This is a genomic window from Pedobacter africanus, assembly GCF_040548825.1.
GTDB lineage: Bacteria > Bacteroidota > Bacteroidia > Sphingobacteriales > Sphingobacteriaceae > Pedobacter > Pedobacter africanus_A.
Window position 1 is genome coordinate 248,463 of record NZ_JBEPSL010000001.1, and the last position, 19,344, is coordinate 267,806.

14 protein-coding genes are annotated in these 19,344 nt (G+C 37.8%); 2 read left to right on the forward strand and 12 right to left on the reverse strand.

The annotated features are described in order from the left end of the window. Positions 1 to 8 precede the first annotated feature (8 nt). The 11 genes from ABIE26_RS01035 to ABIE26_RS01085 form a co-directional block, all read right to left on the reverse strand. Positions 9 to 3,521: a SusC/RagA family TonB-linked outer membrane protein gene (locus tag ABIE26_RS01035; protein WP_310141058.1), complete on the reverse strand. Its 3,513-nt coding sequence runs from the start codon at positions 3,519 to 3,521 to the stop codon at positions 9 to 11. 273 nt (positions 3,522 to 3,794) lie between these two features. Next, positions 3,795 to 5,015, reverse strand: a complete 1,221-nt coding sequence (locus ABIE26_RS01040) for a FecR family protein (protein ID WP_310141055.1) — start codon at positions 5,013 to 5,015, stop codon at positions 3,795 to 3,797. A gap of 117 nt (positions 5,016 to 5,132) precedes the next feature. After that, the gene (locus tag ABIE26_RS01045) at positions 5,133 to 5,723 is read right to left on the reverse strand and encodes an RNA polymerase sigma-70 factor (RefSeq protein ID WP_310141052.1); all 591 of its coding nucleotides are present in this window, start codon (positions 5,721 to 5,723) and stop codon (positions 5,133 to 5,135) included. Between the two features lie 416 nt (positions 5,724 to 6,139). Next, positions 6,140 to 6,550 carry a hypothetical protein gene (locus ABIE26_RS01050; RefSeq protein WP_310141050.1) on the reverse strand — a complete coding sequence of 137 codons (411 nt, stop codon included), beginning with the start codon at positions 6,548 to 6,550 and terminating at the stop codon, positions 6,140 to 6,142. Positions 6,551 to 6,786: 236 nt separating this feature from the next. Next, positions 6,787 to 7,863: an IS110 family transposase gene (locus ABIE26_RS01055; protein ID WP_310141048.1), complete on the reverse strand. Its 1,077-nt coding sequence runs from the start codon at positions 7,861 to 7,863 to the stop codon at positions 6,787 to 6,789. A gap of 559 nt (positions 7,864 to 8,422) precedes the next feature. Next, on the reverse strand, positions 8,423 to 8,788 hold the full coding sequence (locus ABIE26_RS01060) for a protein-disulfide reductase DsbD domain-containing protein (RefSeq protein ID WP_310141046.1): 366 nt from the start codon (positions 8,786 to 8,788) through the stop codon (positions 8,423 to 8,425). Positions 8,789 to 8,902: 114 nt separating this feature from the next. Further along, the gene (locus tag ABIE26_RS01065) at positions 8,903 to 10,342 is read right to left on the reverse strand and encodes a TlpA family protein disulfide reductase (protein WP_310141045.1); all 1,440 of its coding nucleotides are present in this window, start codon (positions 10,340 to 10,342) and stop codon (positions 8,903 to 8,905) included. Between the two features lie 9 nt (positions 10,343 to 10,351). Continuing rightward, positions 10,352 to 11,716, reverse strand: a complete 1,365-nt coding sequence (locus ABIE26_RS01070; protein ID WP_310141044.1) for a RagB/SusD family nutrient uptake outer membrane protein — start codon at positions 11,714 to 11,716, stop codon at positions 10,352 to 10,354. Positions 11,717 to 11,727: 11 nt separating this feature from the next. Next, the gene (locus ABIE26_RS01075; RefSeq protein WP_310141041.1) at positions 11,728 to 15,300 is read right to left on the reverse strand and encodes a SusC/RagA family TonB-linked outer membrane protein; all 3,573 of its coding nucleotides are present in this window, start codon (positions 15,298 to 15,300) and stop codon (positions 11,728 to 11,730) included. A gap of 123 nt (positions 15,301 to 15,423) precedes the next feature. Further along, the gene (locus ABIE26_RS01080) at positions 15,424 to 16,614 is read right to left on the reverse strand and encodes a FecR family protein (protein ID WP_310141038.1); all 1,191 of its coding nucleotides are present in this window, start codon (positions 16,612 to 16,614) and stop codon (positions 15,424 to 15,426) included. Between the two features lie 102 nt (positions 16,615 to 16,716). Continuing rightward, positions 16,717 to 17,307, reverse strand: coding sequence for an RNA polymerase sigma factor (locus tag ABIE26_RS01085; protein ID WP_310141033.1), 591 nt, complete (start codon positions 17,305 to 17,307; stop codon positions 16,717 to 16,719). Positions 17,308 to 17,631: 324 nt separating this feature from the next. On the opposite strand from ABIE26_RS01085, the gene ABIE26_RS01090 reads away from it, so the two are divergent. After that, entirely contained in the window at positions 17,632 to 17,856 is a 225-nt protein-coding gene (locus ABIE26_RS01090; protein WP_310141032.1) for a hypothetical protein, read from the forward strand. 207 nt (positions 17,857 to 18,063) lie between these two features. Further along, entirely contained in the window at positions 18,064 to 18,399 is a 336-nt protein-coding gene (locus ABIE26_RS01095; RefSeq protein ID WP_310141029.1) for a hypothetical protein, read from the forward strand. 12 nt (positions 18,400 to 18,411) lie between these two features. On the opposite strand, the gene ABIE26_RS01100 is transcribed toward ABIE26_RS01095, so the two are convergent. After that, entirely contained in the window at positions 18,412 to 19,053 is a 642-nt protein-coding gene (locus ABIE26_RS01100; RefSeq protein WP_310141026.1) for a DUF6266 family protein, read from the reverse strand. Positions 19,054 to 19,344: the final 291 nt, after the last annotated feature.

Sequence of the window (19,344 nt, forward strand, 5' to 3'; positions counted from 1 at the left end):
TTTCAAGATTAAAAATTCGCTCTTATGCCCAATGCATAAGTACGAGGTGAAACGATATTTCCTGTATATCCAGAAAAAAGATTTTGATTGTAATCAGGATCAATACCTGAATTATTAGCTTTCCATAGAATGCCGATATTATTAACATAGCCGTAGATTTGAGCCGATTTTAAACCAATTTTAGAAGAAAAACCTTTTGGAAAATTGTACGCAATTGATACATCCTGTAATCTGATATGGTCCCCCTTTTCCACCAACGCCTCCGAACTCTGATAAAAACTATTTCTATTGGCATTGGTATCATACGTGAAGGAAGGAACATTAGTGTTAGATTCATCACCAGTTTTTTGCCAACGACTATTATAATCTGTATTTAAAAATTTCAAGGTTTCAGTATAATTCGTATTAGCTGAAATTTTTCTGAAGTAATAATTTAACCTGTACGTTATATTTGCTGAAATTGAAAAATCGCCGTAAGAGAATGTATTCCTAAATGAGCCAATAGTTGTTGGTCTGGATGAGCCGTGATAAACAAGGGCACTATTATCATTGGAATTTATTAAGCCAACATAGTCTTTTGAAGATTCGCCATTAAGATAGCCCTGTGGGTCTCCATTTGTAGGATCAAGACCTGCCCATTTATAGGAATAGACGCCAAACAATGAGTTACCCTTTACTGGAAAGAGTCCACCATTGAACGCTAAGATGGAATTGTTTAGGGCAAGTTCAGAATTTGAATACTTTAAATCGTATTTTTTTACTTTATCTTTTATAAAATTAAATATAAAATTTGTCGTCCAATTAAACTTTCCTTTAATATTCTGTGAGGTAAGATTTACCTCGAAACCTTTTGTTTCCACTTGGGCTGAATTTGCCTTGTAGGTTTCAAATCCTGTTGAGGGAGCCAATATGGTGTTTTGTATAAGATCATCACCAACTTTGTCAAACCATTCTATTGTTCCTGTAATTCGATTATTTATTGATGCAAAATCGATGGCCAAATTTAAGTTTTTGATTTTTTCCCAGCGAAGTTCTGGATTTGGGGGACTCTTAATTGTTGCTATCCTGGCACGTGTTAAAAGACTGGTTGAATATTCAGCTGTCAGATATGCTGATGCGTTATATACATTGCCATTAAATCCGTAGGTACTACGCAATTTTAGATATGGCAAAAGTTTAAAATGGTAGAATGATTCATTACTAATATTCCATGTTAAACCTGCAGACCACAATGGTGTCACTTTATCATTGGTATTGACACCAAAAATGTTTGCGCCATCTTTTCTACCGCTTAATGAAACCACATATCTTTTATTATACACATATGAGGCATTTGCAAAATAGGAAACAAAGCGATTGGTAAACTCTGTTGGAGCAACGTCTCCATCAGCCGCTGGTAGTAACCTGGTTCCATATGCCTCTGGATTTACACTGTAGTATGTATCGTAATTTAAATTTGTAACAGAAATTCCAAGCTCATCATCATAACCATAAAGGTTATTCGTAAAAGATTTCGTAACTACCTGACGGATTTCAGTTCCTGCTATAGCATTAATTTGATGCTTATCTTTAAAACTTTGATCATAATTTACTTGCCATCTGAATGAGTTTGCTTTTGTTTCCATATCGACGTTACCAAGAATACCACCTTTTGGAAATGGATATGAAAACGCCTTGGTAATATTGTCATACTGGGTATAGGTATTGATCAGATTTCTAGCATAATAGCTTTGTACACTGTTGAAATTAGAATTTTCACCAATTTCATTTTCCATTTGGTATTGAATCTGGGTTTTTAGGAAATTTGTAAATGTATAGGCTGCACCTCCTTTTAATAGTACATTATTATAAGTGGTTTTGTTCTTAGAGAAATCCCTTTCGGCTAATGGCCTATAAGCCCAATCTAGAAAGCCCAAATCTTCCTTTGATTTTTTATAAGCATCGCTATACACGTATGGAACACTAAGAGCATTACCATTCTGATCCGACAACTTGTTATAAGGCAAACTTGAGCTGTAACCTGATCCAAGAACATTATTTGTCCGATTATAGATAATACCAGCAGAAAACTCTAAATTCTTTATAGGTCTGAATGTATTGGTAGAGCTGAAACTAGTCCTATTATAGTCATGATTGACCATATAGTTCCTATTTTTATCAATACCAAATGTCAAGGCGTAGGTTGCTTTTTGTGTACCTCCCCGCAGATTTAATGCATATTGCTGATTAAAGCTTTTCTGATAAAAATATTTTGAAATTTCATCACGAACGTCCAAATTCCTCAATATGGATAATTGGTCATTTGCCTCCTTATCAGTGATAATCCCCAACTTTTGTTTTGAATAGATTTCTACACCTCCCGATAATGCAGGATAAGTCATGGTATTTGTAATATCAGAATCGTAGTAACCTTGGTCAAAAAGATATTTTTCTATTTCTAAATAGTCGGTAGATTGAATAAAATTTCGGGAATATTTTAGATTAGGCTTTTCACCAATCGTAAAATTTGAATTAAACTCGATATTTAAGGATTGATTGAGTTTACCTTTCTTCGTTGTTATTACAATCACGCCATTACCCGATCTTGCGCCCCAAATTGATGCAGCGGCAGCATCCTTAAGAACAGTTATGCTTTCAATGTCGTTGGGATTTATATTGTCTAAATTACCCTCGTATGGAAAATTGTCAAGAACTATCAGTGGATCAGCGCTTACTTTGGTATCAATTGTGCTTGTTCCTCTTATGGAAATACCAGTTTTAGAATTAGAAGGCAAAAGACCTGTCGAACTTGAAGCTTTACTAAAGCTCAAACCACTGGTAATACCATCTAAACGATCTAAAATATTCGTGCTTACTCGTCTATTTAGTAATTCATTATCTATTTGAGTGAATGAGCCCGTGGCTCTTTCTTTAGGAATATTTTGATAACCTGTAGATACGACTTTCACCTCATCTAATTCACCAGTGTTAATAACCATTACCAGTATCCCCAGATCTGGTTTTGCAGAAACTTCTATGGTTTTATACCCCAGATAAGAAATCTCTAAGACCGCTTTTTCATCTATTCCACTTAAATAAAACTCCCCATTTTCATTTGCTCTGGTACTCTGGTTCGTACCCTTGACTTTGATCGCAGCCCCCGGCAGATTATTCCCGTTTTCATCAACGATTTTTCCTTTTACATCTACCTTCTGAAATCGGGCAATAAGGTTATCAATAAATGATTCTGGCTTTTTCTTAATGGTGATGATCTTGTCAGACATTTCATAAGTCAATTCAAGGCCTTTCAAAGCACTGCTCAGCGCTTCCTCCACAGTGGCATTAACCACGACTACACTAACCTTTACATTCTTCAGCACCGTCTTGCTTTCCGACAAAATATCGTAGCCACTCTGCTTCCTGATCTCCTTCAACACCAGATCAAGCGGTGCATTTCTCTGGTTCATAGTAATGTGCTGACCAAAAGTAGCTGCACTAAGCTGCATAAGCGATACTAATAATAATACAGTGGTCAGTCGCATAATGAGCCATATTTTAAGGTATAACGCATACGTTATACCAGTTTTTTTGGTATAATAATGATACATTTGTTTAGTTTGGTTCTATGCAGGTGCCTCAGGCCTGGTAAACTTTCGGCGGCCTGCAGTTAAAACAGTTGATTAAATTAATTGTCCAAACACAGACCAGGGGCATTCCGCTTCTGGTTTGCTTTTTTATCTTATTCTTACCGTCGTAAAATTTCTTTCATCTCCGATTTGATTTAGGTTCATAACTCTGTTAATTTTTGTTTCACTCTAGGGAGATGATCTCTTATTGTTTTTCAGCACATAAATTTTTCGTCCCTCCACCTTAAACCGGATGATGCCCATCGACTCAATCGATTTTAACACACTGGATAATTTCCTGTCCCGCGACACCCAGCCCACCGTTTCAAAATCCTCGGGCACAGCATCTTCATAAATTACTTCCACATCATACCAGCGGGCAATCTTTCGCATCGCAGACTTGAAATCCACCCGGTTCAAATTGAAATCACCATCTTTCCAGTCCGTGATGTTGTCTGTATCCACAGCCTTCACCACAATTGCCCTTCCGTCATTTAGCGCTTGCTGGTCAGGCTTCAGTGTAGGAGTTTGCCTGGCTCCTACCAGTGAAGTGACTTTTACAGAACCTTCCAGTAAGGTAGTTGCAGTCACAGGCTCATCCACATAACTATTTATATTGAAATGGGTACCTAAAACCTCTACTTCCTGCTTGTCAGTCGAAACTATAAACGGATGGGCTTTATCCTTCGCAATTTCGAAATATCCTTCGCCGTCAAGTTTGACCCTGCGTTTCCCACGCTCATTTAGGTTAGCAGAGTATGTTAAACTTGATGCAGCGTTTAAATAAACCAAAGAACCATCTGGCAACCGAACCTGATAGGTTTCCCCTTTGGCAGTAGATAATGTATTTATTTTGCCTGGTCCGGATTTCGATCCCTTAATCTCATATACCAATTGACCATCAGCAGTCTTGCTAATCACCACACCAGCTTCTTTGGCCAGTTCGCCATTGGTTGCATCACTTAGCTTGATTTTTTTACCGTTAGCAAGCGTTAAAGTTGCTCCGGATTTTCCTGGAGCAACATCATTTTTCAGTGCAACCTGGTCCGATTGCTCTATGTTATTATTTAGGTTATAATAATATAAACCCGCACCGAAAATAATCGTAGCAATGGCAGCAGCGATCGCAATGCGTGGCCAAAGATTTAATTTGCGTGCAACAGGTGGGGGAAGGGGAACAGGTTTTCTTTGCGGACTAAATACCTCAGCAAGGATTACCGCCCGCTCATCTTCAGAGATCACCGAGACGTTCTCAGATTCCGAATAAAGCACCGCTACCAGATTTTTCACTTCCTGCTCATACATAGGGTCATTTACATAACTCCAGAATTCTTCCTGTTCCATCTCTGTTGCAGACTGATTAAGATGCAAAGCAAAAAGCTCGTCCAGACGTTCTGTATTCTTAGTCATACCTTTTAGAATTTTTATTCCCCTTTTAATGGTATGACAACTGCCGGGCATCCAGGCAATTAGTCTATGTTAAAATAAAGTTAAGAATGTAAGTTAAGTTATTGATAATCAATAAGATTATTTTGATAGCATCATCACCAGTAAAGGATAAAACACTGCATTTTTAGCGAAGTGCGCCCTGATCTTTTTCAGTGCAAGGGTCATATGCACATTTACTGTACTTGATGAAATATTCAATTGCGCAGCAGCTTCCTCATATTTCAGTCCTTGCTGATGACAAAGTATGTAAACCTTGCGCTGCTGAGGGGTAAGCGAGTCCAAAGCCTCATTTAGTACTCCCAACGCATCATTATAATCGAGCTGAATGCTAGTCGAATCGTCCAGTTCAGTCGAAACTGATTGTAATACCTGGTTATTCCTGCTTTCTCTTGACATCTTTTTCAGCACATTCAGCGAATGGTTTTTTACAAGACGGTTCAGATAAGCGCCAAAATTTTCCACGGTTATCAAAGATGCACGGTTATCCCAGATTTTAATAAAGATCTCCTGTACGATTTCTATTGCCCGATCATGCGACCAGGTAAGTTTTTTTCCCACAGCGTACACATCCCGCTCATAATGATTGAACAAAACTGTAAAAGCATATTGATCACCCCCGGCGATTTTGGCCAGCAATTCGCTTTCATGGTCAATGGGTTTAACAGGCATTATAGCTATCTATTTATTATAAATTTACGCAATTCAGGCGGCAATGATACTTAATATTTCCTGAATAACCGAACTGATACCCCCCCCCTGTATGGGCAATAGCATCTATCTGTAAAAATACCTGGTTATGTCTTGCGGCTATAACTTGTCCTTGAGGCATCAGCTTACAATATTGCAAATAGTGGAAAAAAAGATCCATTAGTTTTGCAGCAGGTGCCCTGGAAAATGTATTTTAGTTCCTGGGGGGATTACAAGATAGCGAAAAAGAAGAATAAGCAATACCTTGATAATGATAGTACTAAAAATGCTACATATTTAAGAAGTATAAACTCTGAGACTTTAACCGCTGATCCTCCGCCAAAGGATAAAGATCAATGATAATTAACATTGGTACAGCTACTTTTATTGAAACGCTGTTAAAGAAAAAAGCGGAACCAGTCAGGTGACCAGCTCCGCTTAAAAAAATGTGATCTTCCGCTCGAGCTCTTCATTAAACAAATAGTGGCACCGATTGCGGGAGATGCACCAGCGCCAGAGCCATACTTTTCTATCGCCGCAATAGCAGCAGCCTTGACCTTTGGATGCTGGGTAAATCCCAGATAGTCGTTTGAAACCAAACTCACAAAATTACGATGTGGATTACTAGGCAGATTGAGTTCGATCTCAGGGCCACAGCCAGAAAGGTTTTCCTGCCGATAATTAAACTGTCCATTCTTGCTCCGGTCAATAACATAATCACCCCAAAGTTTTGCCCATCCATAGGGATCCATCCCTTGTATGTTCTCGAAGTCCTTAAAACTTGCTTTTTCAAAATCAATATTTTTCATGTTTTCCTTATTTGAAAGCAAGTTCGCTATGGTTTATACCCTTGGTGGGGAATTAAGGGACGATATTTAAAATAATTCAAGATGTTCAAGTAAGACAAGTGTTGTATAAGCCCCAGACATTCAAAATAAATAGTCAACAACTAATTTTTAAAAAACATGGCGAGAATCATCCAGCCGTATTCATCTTTTATTAACTGTCTCTAAATTATTTAAGCATTTCATTGCAATCCTTTCCATTAAGAGATCTCTCCGTTAAATACCTGCTCATCAAACTGAGTAGCTTGCGAGATTGAACTTTCCCGTATATGCGTTTGTTCATAGCATCTGTTCTGGTTTACACAGGCAAAAATTCTAAGGATCATTTTATAACGCAGCGCATTATATACAGACATTTTGTGTTTACCCTCCACAACTGTCTTGCGAAGGAAATAGGCTTTAAGCTCTGGGATCAAACGAATGGCCTGTATGGCGCAGGTATGTAACAGCGATTTCATTTTCTTATTTGCCACCTTTGAAACCCTAGGCCTGCCTCTGTTATTACCCGATTCCTTTACAAAAGGTGCTACGCCTGCATAACAGGCAAATTTTTTCGGATTATTAATATCCCGGAATTCATTTGTACAAATAATAATATGTGTAGCAGTAACTGGTCCAACACCTTTAACCGAAGTTATCAATTTCATCAATTGCTTTAGACGTTCATCTGCTGCCATTATATCCGAAATAGTCTGTTCTACCTCGATTAAGTCATCCTTAAGCGCTTCACTGCTCCTCTGGCATAAGCGATGCCCTTCCTTAGCAATACCTTTTTTAACAAAACTGATCTGCTCTTGCAATGGAATGGTAAGAATCAACCTCAAGTTAACTAGGCGTGTCCGGATTGAAGTCAAATCGGCTAATTGCTGGATAACCAATCGGCGAGGGATATACAACCGAAGATGTTCCCTACTTTTGTAAGCATACTCAGCAATACGGATGGCATCAATTTTATCATTTTTAGACCTGATGTTACCCAGTGAATTTCTAATCTGTAAAGGCGCCTCTACCACAAGGTTCGTCTTCAAACGTTGTAAGCCGTATATTAGGTGGTTTGTATAGATACCCGTCTGCTCCATGCAAAAAACCGCTCTGGTCAGCGTAAATCCAGGCAACTTTTTCAATTCAGAGATAAAATCGCTAATGCTTTCTTTATCATTACCCGTCTCCCTATGAAATAACAGCACCTTTCCTTTCATTACTGCATGATCCAACTTGTTGCGTGAGATATCGGTTCCAATAAAATAAGTATACTTTTTCTGCTTAACGTGTTCCATACTTCTTTGATGTTATACATTGAATAAAAGCCTCTAAAAACAGCGTGGGATGATTTTTGTTAGTAGGTCATAAGCCTAAAAAGCCACACATGCGCCCACGCTGCCATATTTTCACTGTAACAGTCAGGTATAGCCGGGCATTATTTCCTGTAATAGGTCCTATTCCTGGCGAAGACGACAATGCACCCCAGCTATACATGACTGCAAACAACATTAATTTTAATATTCCTCTATGATAAAATAGGTTTACCACCTATATAGTCCTTAATCAAAACATTTATGCTTGCTGAATCGACAGCTTGCGACAACAGCTTGTAGACCTTAAAAGAACACAACATCAAATGGTGGATACTAAAAGGCTCACATACCTTGGATATATAAAATAGGAAGGGATTTTGATATTAAAAGGGCAGTGGTTAAACATCGACTTCCAACGATTTATTATCTAAGTTAGCTTTTATCATATAGGTGAGGATTGAGTAAAAAACTTATCAAAAAGGGGACTTACCAATCCTGGCAGTTTCCCCTTTGGCTATTAACTATGTAACCTAAATTCTTATTATGTAACTGGAATACTTAGTGACACTTCTTTTGGCGGTAAGCATTGGCTATCGGTACAGGCCATGAAGCTCACGTTAACCTTAACCTTGGTTTGTTTAGCCCTAAGTTTTATCTTCTGCGAAAATAAAACGGTATTTGAAAAATAATAGACATTCATTTCGAATACTTTCTCATACTTCACCAATGGCTTAGGCTCTATCAATTTTCCAACGAGTTCATAATCTTTTGATTGAGCAAACTGAAAAATAGTAGGTTGTGGCCCTCCACCTTTTTGGGTAGCCGAATAAATATGCCATCCATTACTCATTGTTGCTTTAATAAGCAACAATGAGTAATGGAAGTTCTTTTGACCTTGTAAATCCAACTTACGGGATCTATAATTTGTGCATTTAAATGAAAAGCGATCAATATAAGGGTGCTTAAACTTAATATTTTTTTCATGTATGTTTTTGGTCTGATTAGCTTATTATCCATTTAACTACAAATACTTATCTACAAATTTCTTAAAACCAGCCTTGTCACTACGAGGATCGGGAGGTGTGCCGCCCATATTTCCATCTTTATCGACAACTATCAATTTTGGATAAGCAGTAAAATTTAGATACTTTATAAAAGGATGATCAAAGCGTTTTTCTTCCGTATACAACTGCAATGAGCTTTTACTTGAATACTTTCCTACACCCCCAAGCCAGTCAGCTCTTTTATCTACGTTTACTGAAACGAATTCAATATTCTTACCGTGATACTCCTTTTCTAGTTCTTCCATAACTGGAACCATTTGTTTACAGCCCGAACATCCATTGAACCAAAAATCAAATACTAATACCTTTCCGTTAAAATCTGCTAGTTGATATATCTTACCACTGGGATCAGGTAAGGAAAAATTAAAAAAAGGTTTACCAGAGGCGAGATTGTATTGTACGTGTTCATAAGTAGATTTTACTTCGCCATATAATGGATTTTTCGGATCTGCATTGTTTAGATAGAATTGATAAAATTCTTTTAATGCGGACTCGTCTAGTCTTGACTTAAAGTCTTCAAGCAAACACATTGATAATAGATAATCTCTAACAATGGGTTTACCATTTACACGTTTTAAGCTCATCTTTGCAATACTGAATCTGTTTTTTTTCCTGAAAGACTCCCCTCCAACATATACTGGATTATTGAATTCTGAAAGAACAATATAATTGGAAATTGTCTTGAAACCTTCATAATAGATTACATTATCAATAAAAAAGACATCCACTCTACTTTTTTCAATGATGTATTTATTGAACAAAAACCTCAATGAATCATTTTCGGTGTATACAGAGGAGTAAAAAAGCATGTCCAATATTCCGTCGTATAAGCTTGCCTTCATAATGTTCTTTGCATTTATAGAAACATTACCCTTGAAGGTGTTAAACACCGAATCTATCAAACTTAACTTTCTATCTGCGCTTTCGTATTTGTAGGTCAACGATTGTTTCTGATAATTAGGTTCCGAGTTCCAAATTTTAAAAGAACTAACTACAGCACTTTGTAGCAGATTAATTTTCTCACTTCCTTTACCAGAAAAACTAAGTTTCGTGATTCCCCAAGGATAACCTAAATTTCTTTTCAGCTCTGGTATAGCAATATGGATATTATCGCCAGGCTCCACGAGGATATTAAATACACCTGGAAAAAAAACGAAATTATCATTAATTATTATCGCCACTTGCGTTGGCCTGTCGATATTAAATTTCAATTCAAAATTTCCAGTCCTTGTTGCAAGTTTGTAATCTTTATCATCTAAAAGACCTTTAATCTGAATGTTTATATTAAGTAAAGAGTCCTTTGCATTTGCAACTGTTCCCGATATTTTTGTATTTCCTTGCGCCAAAACATTAATTGAGCAACAAAGCAGAGTGATTATATATATTAACTTTTTCATGTTGTTGTTTTAATATTGATTTTGAATGATGCCGTTAAAATTGATGACATACTGAGGTATTGGGAATACATATCTAGCGTCATTTGGTAATAACCTGAACTCTTCGCTTCCAATCTTTCTAACAAGAGTTTTTGTATATTTTGGTTCCTTGTTTAAGCGCTTTAAGTCTTGCCACCTTAGTCCTCTTCCTAATAACTCCTTGCGTCTTTCTTTCAATACTGTTTCCAAAAGCTGATCTTGATTCGCGATGGAAAACGGCTGGTAGGTTCCTGTCTTATATCTTTTTTCTAATAAGAGATTCAAAGCGGCATTTGCAATGTCCAACCTGCCTAATCTGGCAGCACATTCTGCTTTAATCAATAAAACTTCATCAGTGGCGGTAGCTGTGAACAATTGTCCACCTCTATAACTTCCTCTATAATTCGGCTTTCCATCAGCATTTATTCTAAAAAAGAGTGTTTTTCTAAGGTCATTATCTTCGTAAAGTTTGAATAGTTCCCCGTCTGTTCTTCCCAACGTAAAACTCGAAACCTGCCGTCTAAGATCGCTAATGATATGCATTTCTTTTGTTCCAATATTTAATGGCCTGGAGGGAGTTGCATTGACAGTATTATAATTTTCAATATAACTATGATATTTATAACTCGAATCTGCAGCATTAAATGCACTAGTATAATTGTCCATATATAAATATGCTCTAGCAAGTAACCCAAAAGCCCCTCCTTTTGCTATAGCAAATTGGTTAGATTGAGTAACAGGTAAAAGGTTGGCTGCTTGCTGAAGATCTGATATAATTTTTTGATAGGTATTCTCTAAATTATCTCTTAATATTTTTTCAGAGATATCAGAACTAAGCTTTAAGGGAATTCCAAGATCTGAAGTCGCTGTATTTTTATTGTAATATTTACAGAATGTCATGGAAAGATTTAAGAACTGCTTGGCTCTAAAATATAATGCCGAACCTTTAATTCGATCATATTGTACTTTGTTATTATCATTCCGTTGGATCTTTTCGAGACCATCAAGTACAATATTTGCAATCTGAATTTGGGCGTATGATAAATCCCATTCATCGAAATCTGAGATTCCGTATTGAGGTATTTCAAACGATTTCCATTTAATCATGTCTCTATCGATACTCCAGTAAAAAGCATCTAATTGCTCAGGAGTAAACTCATAGTCATCACATGCAATTTCTGATGCCCCTCTAGCATCGTAGCCAAGAGTGCCAGTATTTAATAATAAATCCATGTCGCTTAACGTAGTTGGAACGACCAATTTAATATCCTGCTTTTCTTCAAGCCATTCCTTAGAGCAAGAAGATGACAATAGGAGGATTGTTGCTAATAATATATTTAAAATATTTTTTTTCATGATCGCTCTATTTAAAAATTACAGTTTAACCCCAAAGCCAAAGTCCGTATTGGTTTCATAATAGAAAAATCAGGATCTAGCCCTACCTTGTTGGCTCGCCATAAAATACCTATATTGTTGGCGTAGGCAAATAGCTTAAAATTTCTTAGGTTAAGTTTTTTCAAAAAATCACTATTTAAATTAAAGGACAACGATATATCCTGTAAACGAATGTGATCTCCCTTATTTACCAATGCTTCAGAAAACTGATAGTAATTATCCGCTAAATTATTAGCAGGATAAATCAAAGCAGGGATATCTGTCTTTAATTCATCTCCAGGATTTTGCCAACGGTTATAATAGTCGCCGTGGACAGAATAGCTTTGTAGGCCAGAGTTGATAAATGAATATCGTCTGAAATAGTATCCAAAGCGATAGGTTATGTTGAAAGAAAGTTCTAACTGTTTATAACCAAATGTATTGCGCAATGCTCCAAAATATGGTGCCAAAGCATTCCCATTGTAAACCAGATTATTGGCTGGGTCTTGTGAGAGCGCAGTTGTAATTTGACTATATTCGGTAGAAGCCTGTCCATTTAAAAAGCCCTGAGCCTGTCCTGTATTGGGGTTTAGGCCTGCCCAAGGATAAGAGTATATACCAAACAAAGGCCTTCCCACAACTGGCGAATAACCGGTAGGAGTTCTTCCAATGCTATAATCATTTATTCTAACAAAGCTACTAATATCCACTATACGTTGATACTTAATTATTTCATCCTTAGCATAAGAGAATATTGCCGTGGTTAACCATTTAAAGTTTTTTGATTGGATATTGATGGAATTTAGTTCAACGTCTAATCCCTTTCCTTTCATATTCGCCAGGTTACCTCGATAAGATGTAAACCCAGTTGTCGGATCTATCGGTCCATTGCCTATCAAATCTGTCCCTTTTCTGCTGAAGTACTCTACGCTTCCAGATAGCTTGCTACCTTTCAAAGTAAAATCTATACCAATATTCCACATGGCATTTTTTTCCCAGCTCAAATTTTTATTCGGCGGATTTACTAGATATGCGGCGGGTAATTGGTTAATGCTATTGCTTGTTAGCCTTGCAGTGGTGTATGCGGTCACTCTTCTGTCTACATTTCCACTGTATCCAAAAGTGGATCTGAAGCTTAATGTTTGTAGCCACCTAAAATTGTAAAAATTCTCTTTGTCAATGTTCCATTTACCACCTACCGACCATAGGGGTACAGATTTCTGGTTGGTATTGACACCAAAAAGGTTTGATTGATCTACACGGGCACTTGCTGATAGCACATAACGCAAATCGTAGTTGTAAGCCCCGTTTACGTAATAAGAACGAATTCTATCCAAGGTTTCAGAATAGTCGTTATTCTGGGAAATTAAGTTAGTATATCCTTTTCCATATTGCTCAAATTGGGAGATATAATCTACTATAATGCTAGACCCAACATTAGGATCAAATCCATATAATCTACTGGAAACCCCATTAGTCTTATTCTGCCTAGCTTCAAAACCCGCAATGGCATTCACCTGATGCTTGTTCCATTTCTTATCGTAGTTCAACTGTAAGCGTCCATTTAATGCATTGAGTTCGGTATTTGTATTATCTAATATCCCTCCCAATGGAATATTCCTTTTCATGACGCCACTTGAAAAAGTGGTATATAAGTTTGTCTGATTACGTGTGAAATAGCTGTCTTGGTCGTACAAATTGCGGCTTTTTCCTGTCTGATTTTCATATTGGAAACGCACTTCAGCAGACAGGGATGGGATAATAGTGTATTTAAATGCGGTATTCAACCTCATTTCCGATTGCTTTACCTTATTATCCTGATAATTCAGTTCATCAAGCGGTACAAAATCCCAGTTCAATAATCCAGCATTTAAAGCTTTTTGTTTTAAAACTGTGCTATGATCTTTAATTACTACTGCGGGATTGCCATTATCATCTACCAGTCTGGCGTAGGGATACATCATTTCTTGTCCCATATTGTTAAGCATGGATACCACATTTGAAGTGGATTGGCTGTTCTGGTTATAATTTAGACCTATTGATAGTTCTAAGTTTTTGATAGGACGAAACACTTGATTAGAATTCAAGCTAATCCTGTCAAAACTGTTTCCAATCTCCGAGTTCCTATTTTTGTCAAAGCCTGAAGAAAAATAATAACTGTTTTTATCCGTACCTCCGCTGAGGTTTAGTGCATATTGCTGCTTTACAGTAGTTTGATATAGGTATTTTTCCATATCATTACGTAAATCGTAACCACGTAAAGCATCAATTTGAGCATTGGCCTGTTGTGCCATTATTAATCCGTTCTTTTGATTGTTGAGAATTTCCACTACAGGGGAATAAGGTCTGTTGGCGGCCGTATTACTGATAATCGTATTATAGTACCCCTTATCGAAAAGCATTTTTTCAATATCGATAAAATCAGTAGAGGCTATTATTGGATTATACCACAGATCAGGTTTTTCGCCAATAGTCACATTCGAAGTAATACCAATGCTCATCGGTTGGTTAGCCCGTCCTCTTTTGGTTTTGATAACGATTACACCATTACCAGCCCTTACGCCCCAAATAGAAGCGGCGGCAGCGTCTTTTAAAATATCTATATCCTCAATATCGTTCGGATTGATGTTATTGATATCGCCCTCATAAGGAAAGTTATCTACCACTATGAGCGGTTGGTCGTTACCAAATATCGTAGCCTGTCCACGGATTGTAAGCTTTGGACTTCCTGAACGCTCATCAAACAGAATTGAAGGTGCTATGCCCTTTAATCTGCTGATCACATCGGTAGAAACCTGACGGTTAAATGTAGCATTATCGACTTTGGAAAAAGAGCCTGTAGCTCTTTCTTTTGGAATGGACTGATAACCACTTGCAACAACAGATACCTCATCTAAGTCACCAGTGTTAATAACCATTACGAGTATCCCCAAATCAGGTTTTGCAGAAACTTCTTTGGTTTTATATCCCAGATAAGAAATCTCTAAGACCGCTTTTTCATTTATTCCCTTGATCGAAAAATTTCCCTTGTCATCAGTTAGCGTTGACTTACTGCCATCTTTCACCCGAACATTGGCACCAGCAAGCGGCTGTCCGTTTTCATCCAGAATTCGACCTTTAACATCGATATCAAGCAGACCAATTCTAGGTTGTTCAGGTTTTTTATCCACCACGATGATCATCTTGTCTTCAACCCTGTAGGTAAAGGGCTGATCTTTGAAACATTTATCGAGTACATCTATCAGCTCCTCTCCATTCACGGTAATGGTAACAGGTTTCGCTAATTTGATCCGCTCCTTGTTGATCATAAACCCGTAACCGCTCTGCTTCTTCAGCTCCTTAAAAACTTCGGTAAGTGGTGCATTCTTTTTAGACAAAGAGATTTTCTGGGCATTTGCAGCCAGCGTAATCTGCAAAAAAGCCATCAATAATATTAAGCATGTTAAATTTATCCTCATAAACCATTTTCTAATATTTGGATTCCATGCAATTTGCCATAAACTGGTTATGGACTTTCGGACATGGCTAGTTATACCATATCCAATTGTATAGTAAAATTTATACATTTGTTTAGTTCAGTTTAGTTGTTGAAAATTGTGTTTAGTCGCATTATTATCCGATTAGCTGAATATTTAATCGGGGGCGCTTCCAACGCCTCCGGTTTACTTTCAGCCAACCTTAATTTTATTTTAAGGCATAACCAAAATCCTCCTTCCTTCAATCTTAAAATGTATACCCTGACTAGCTTCCAGCGCCTTAAGCAACTGTGAAAGCTTTTTATTTCTAGGGAAAGCACTCACAATACCAGAAATATTCACCTCTCCCTTATATACAACCTCTACATCATACCATCTGGCCACCTGGCGCATAACCGCTTTTAGGTCTTCCCCGTTGAAAACAAAGTCTCCATTTCGCCAGCCGAGTGCCTGTTCTGTATCAGCTTTAGAGACTTCTACCGCATCATCCTGTAATGTTCCCTGCTCACCAGGCTTTAGTATTTTGAAATTTTTGGAATGATCAGGCAATATTTTTACCGAGCCTTCCAACAGCGTGGTCTTCACTACCATCTCATTTGCATAGGCATTGATGTTGAAATGTGTACCCAATACTTCAACCGTCTGTCCAGGTGAAGACACTCTGAATGGTATTTGTTTGTTATGTGCCACCTGAAAACAAGCTTCACCCTGAAGTTGAACCCTTCGCTCTTTTTGGGAAGCAAAAGACACCGGGAATTTTAAAGTTGATGCCGCATTTAGTGAAACAGCCGTTCCGTCCGGTAGCGTGATGTCATACTTGCCACCATTGGGGGTTTCTATGGTATTGTACTCCAAAGGAGAATTAACGTTCGATTTGTTTTCGGCTATGGTGTAAACCAGTTGCCCATCAGCGGTCTTGGTAATCTGGACATTGGACTGGTTTGCAATGTTACCATTGCTTGCATCGGTAAGCGCAATACGTTTTCCATTGGCAAGCGTTAGATAAGCTTTATTGCCAGCAGGCTCAATATCCTTTTGATGCACAGCTATTTGTGAATTACCTTGAGGCTTCTGATTGATGTAAAATAACCCTGCTCCAAAAACAACTACCGCTATGGCAGCAGCAACCGCAATCCTAGGCCATAGTTTTTTGACAAACGGTTTTTCATACTTAAGTTCTGGCTGAGGTTGCGCAAGAATATACGCTTCCACATTGGAAACATGGGCAGCATTCATTCCTGGCACATCTTCATTTTTACTGTCCCAGAAGCTGTCGACCAATTCCTGGAACACTTGATCATTATCCAAATCCAGACCAAGGTTATCCCATTCCAGCTGCTCTTCAGCGCTAAGGTCATCTTTGATATATTTTTCGTAGAGGAAAACTGCTCTTTCGTTTTTCATTTCTATATGGGATTGGAGGTTGTTTTTCACATGAATTTAACATCCCCTTAATAGTAAGTAGAACTCCTGTGACTTTCGGGGTAGTCGAACTGGAAAAAAAAATTAAAGCAAGCGGAAAACGATCACAAGTGCTGCAATGTCCGAATGACTGGAAAGGTGGTTTCGTAAGAATTTCAATGCTTGTTTCATGTGGCTTTGAACAGTACCATGAGAAATATGCAGCTTTTCGGCTGCTTCCTCATACTTCAGGCCATCCTGATAACATAACTGGTATACCAGCCGTTGCTGACTCGGCAAAAGCATGATGCCTTCATCGAGGATTTTGCGGGATTCCCTATGCAAGATACCTTCTTCAGTTTCATTGTGCACATCAGAATAGGCCGCCTTTAATTCTTTGACCGCACGATCTTCAATAGCCTTACGTCGAAACAGGGCAATTACTTTCCTTTTGGCCACTGTCTTTAGGTAAGCATCGAGGTTTCTGATTTCTTTTAGCTTATCGCCACCCTGCCAGATGAGCAACATAGTTTCCTGCACTATTTCTTCGGATAACTCTTCGGAGAGCAGCAAACGGAAGGAAAATTTATAGATTTTATCGTAATAGGAGTGATAGATAGTACTGAAGGCACGCTGATCCCCCCGGGCAATTCTACCTAGCAAATCGGTCTCATCATGAAGGGTTTCTATTCCCATTTACCTTGTTCCTATCCCTTTAAATTTACGAAAAATAAAGGTCAATATTAAAGATATTTCCTTAATTCCCCACTATTAAATTTTTAGCAAAAAGAGCATACAGAATCATTTTTGCTTAGTAAAGGCTGTTTTTGACACTGTCTTTTACGATATTCCGTTCTTTTGGAAATGAAAAGTTTAATCTATTTTCGCCGTAGGTCGTGCTTGGGAAACATAATTTAGTGTCTTTTAGGATTACAGAAAAACGATAGCGAAATTGGGCAATGTCTCCTTGATGATAATTCCTAAATAACCGACCAGAATAATATTTAAACTAATGAATCCATGAAAAAAATCATTTTATCAATTTTAGTAATTGCAGGTATTGCATCCTTGCAATCCTGTAAAGATCAGTTTGAAGACCAGTTGGTTGAGACAAAAACAGAAAGCAAAATCGCTTCAAAGGAAGCGATGCGGAAGGTTAGTGATAGTACCGCCAATCTCAAATCTATAGACATTAACATCGCAAGTGTAAACAGAAAAATATATTGCCTGGTAAAATATTTTTAGAAATATTTTAATAGTGTATGCCTTACACACAGTAGTTTAAGTAGAAAATCTGCTTTGAATTATCTTTAAACCTAGTTTTAAAAAGAAAATAAAATTTCTATTTAAGCTATTTATTTACAATTACAACCGTCTTTCTACCCTTTAGCTGCATTACCAACTAACCCAATCATTTTCATACATTTGAATAAATTAAACTATAGTAAAGCCATGTCTACTCAAAAACCAGATTTTTTTGCCCTGATGAACAAAATGATAAATCTTTTATCAACTCCAGAGTATGACGATAACTATTGGGATGTACTACAGTTCTTATATGCCACTGAGGTACAAAGTAGCATCAGATTGTACCGTATGAACCCTGATAGTAAAAATGCCATTACCGAGCTGGTAGCAATGAAAGTTGAGGCCGAGAAGCTATTGGAAAAAATTGCCGCATTAAAAGCATCGCCTTTGTTAACCCTTACCAACGACAGAATGGAATGTCTGGATGGCTTGGTAGTTCAAATGGAAAAAATAACCAACGAACCTCTTGTTACCAGATAAGTTGACAGGCAATCAGTATGTTATCTGCCCAACATAAACACTATTCGATATCGCCTTCCTGTCATCAGCCACAAAACTGATATAACATTCCAATACCTGGCCGCTAAGCTCATGGGGGAGTTCCATGGTTTCGGCACCGGTAATTCTGCGTGCACCGCTTACTGTATAAAAAGACTTGTTGATTGCCGGTGCATATGCCAGTAACATTACCTGCTGGCGCTGGTAATAATACCCCTCGTTTACATCAAAACCCCAGGTAAAAAGCAGGCCATTGGCCAACGTTGTTACTTGCGGATCATCGGCCATTGGCAATATGCCCTCGGTAAGCCGTACTTTAGAATAATCTATACTGTAATCGGGGTACTCACCTTGTATGGCATTTAACAGCTGGTTAGATTTGGCGGCATTATTTGCAGTATAGGTTTCATTAGCCGCTGCCAGGCCAAAGCCAGCAGCCACAAATTCGGTCATGCTGCCGATAAAGGTATTTACTACCTTCATTTTTTGCCTTACGGCCAGTTGTTTTAAGCTGGGAGGAATATTGCTTTTTCGTTTTTTAAGCCTGATTAAGGGCTGCCCTTTTCTGATGTAACCTTCAATATTGCCTATTTTACCACTTATGGCACCAAAGATGCCATTGTTTAGCTTTGCCATACTGCGCTTGTTTAAGTCTGGTACTAAGCTAATTTGGTTAGCTTAAACCGGCAATAAACTTTAGCCTGCGTAAAGTTATTTTCCTTTTTTGCTGGTGTAAAAATAGGCCATTCAAAGGCCCAGGCCGGCCAGTACTCAACCAATACCCGAAGAATAGCCGAGTAGGGGCAAAGGAAATTCTTTTGCCATCTGGGAAAGATATCACTGGCAACTTTACACATCTTGTTTCACTTTTCAAGAGCACAGACGCCTTAAGAAAGAGAGAATGCTATAAAATAAATACTCCATTTT

Excerpts from the sequence above, each read along its gene's own strand:
- ABIE26_RS01085 (WP_310141033.1), bottom strand. The coding sequence starts at position 17,307 with ATGGGAATAGAAACCCTTCATGATGAGACCGATTTGCTAGGTAGAATT.
- ABIE26_RS01045 (WP_310141052.1), bottom strand. The coding sequence starts at position 5,723 with ATGCCTGTTAAACCCATTGACCATGAAAGCGAATTGCTGGCCAAAATC.
- ABIE26_RS01070 (WP_310141044.1), bottom strand. The coding sequence starts at position 11,716 with ATGAAAAAAAATATTTTAAATATATTATTAGCAACAATCCTCCTATTG.
- ABIE26_RS01100 (WP_310141026.1), bottom strand. The coding sequence starts at position 19,053 with ATGGCAAAGCTAAACAATGGCATCTTTGGTGCCATAAGTGGTAAAATA.
- ABIE26_RS01040 (WP_310141055.1), bottom strand. The coding sequence starts at position 5,015 with ATGACTAAGAATACAGAACGTCTGGACGAGCTTTTTGCTTTGCATCTT.
- ABIE26_RS01035 (WP_310141058.1), bottom strand. The coding sequence starts at position 3,521 with ATGCGACTGACCACTGTATTATTATTAGTATCGCTTATGCAGCTTAGT.
- ABIE26_RS01095 (WP_310141029.1), top strand. The coding sequence starts at position 18,064 with ATGTCTACTCAAAAACCAGATTTTTTTGCCCTGATGAACAAAATGATA.
- ABIE26_RS01050 (WP_310141050.1), bottom strand. The coding sequence starts at position 6,550 with ATGAAAAATATTGATTTTGAAAAAGCAAGTTTTAAGGACTTCGAGAAC.
- ABIE26_RS01090 (WP_310141032.1), top strand. The coding sequence starts at position 17,632 with ATGAAAAAAATCATTTTATCAATTTTAGTAATTGCAGGTATTGCATCC.
- ABIE26_RS01075 (WP_310141041.1), bottom strand. The coding sequence starts at position 15,300 with ATGTATAAATTTTACTATACAATTGGATATGGTATAACTAGCCATGTC.
- ABIE26_RS01065 (WP_310141045.1), bottom strand. The coding sequence starts at position 10,342 with ATGAAAAAGTTAATATATATAATCACTCTGCTTTGTTGCTCAATTAAT.
- ABIE26_RS01055 (WP_310141048.1), bottom strand. The coding sequence starts at position 7,863 with ATGGAACACGTTAAGCAGAAAAAGTATACTTATTTTATTGGAACCGAT.
- ABIE26_RS01080 (WP_310141038.1), bottom strand. The coding sequence starts at position 16,614 with ATGAAAAACGAAAGAGCAGTTTTCCTCTACGAAAAATATATCAAAGAT.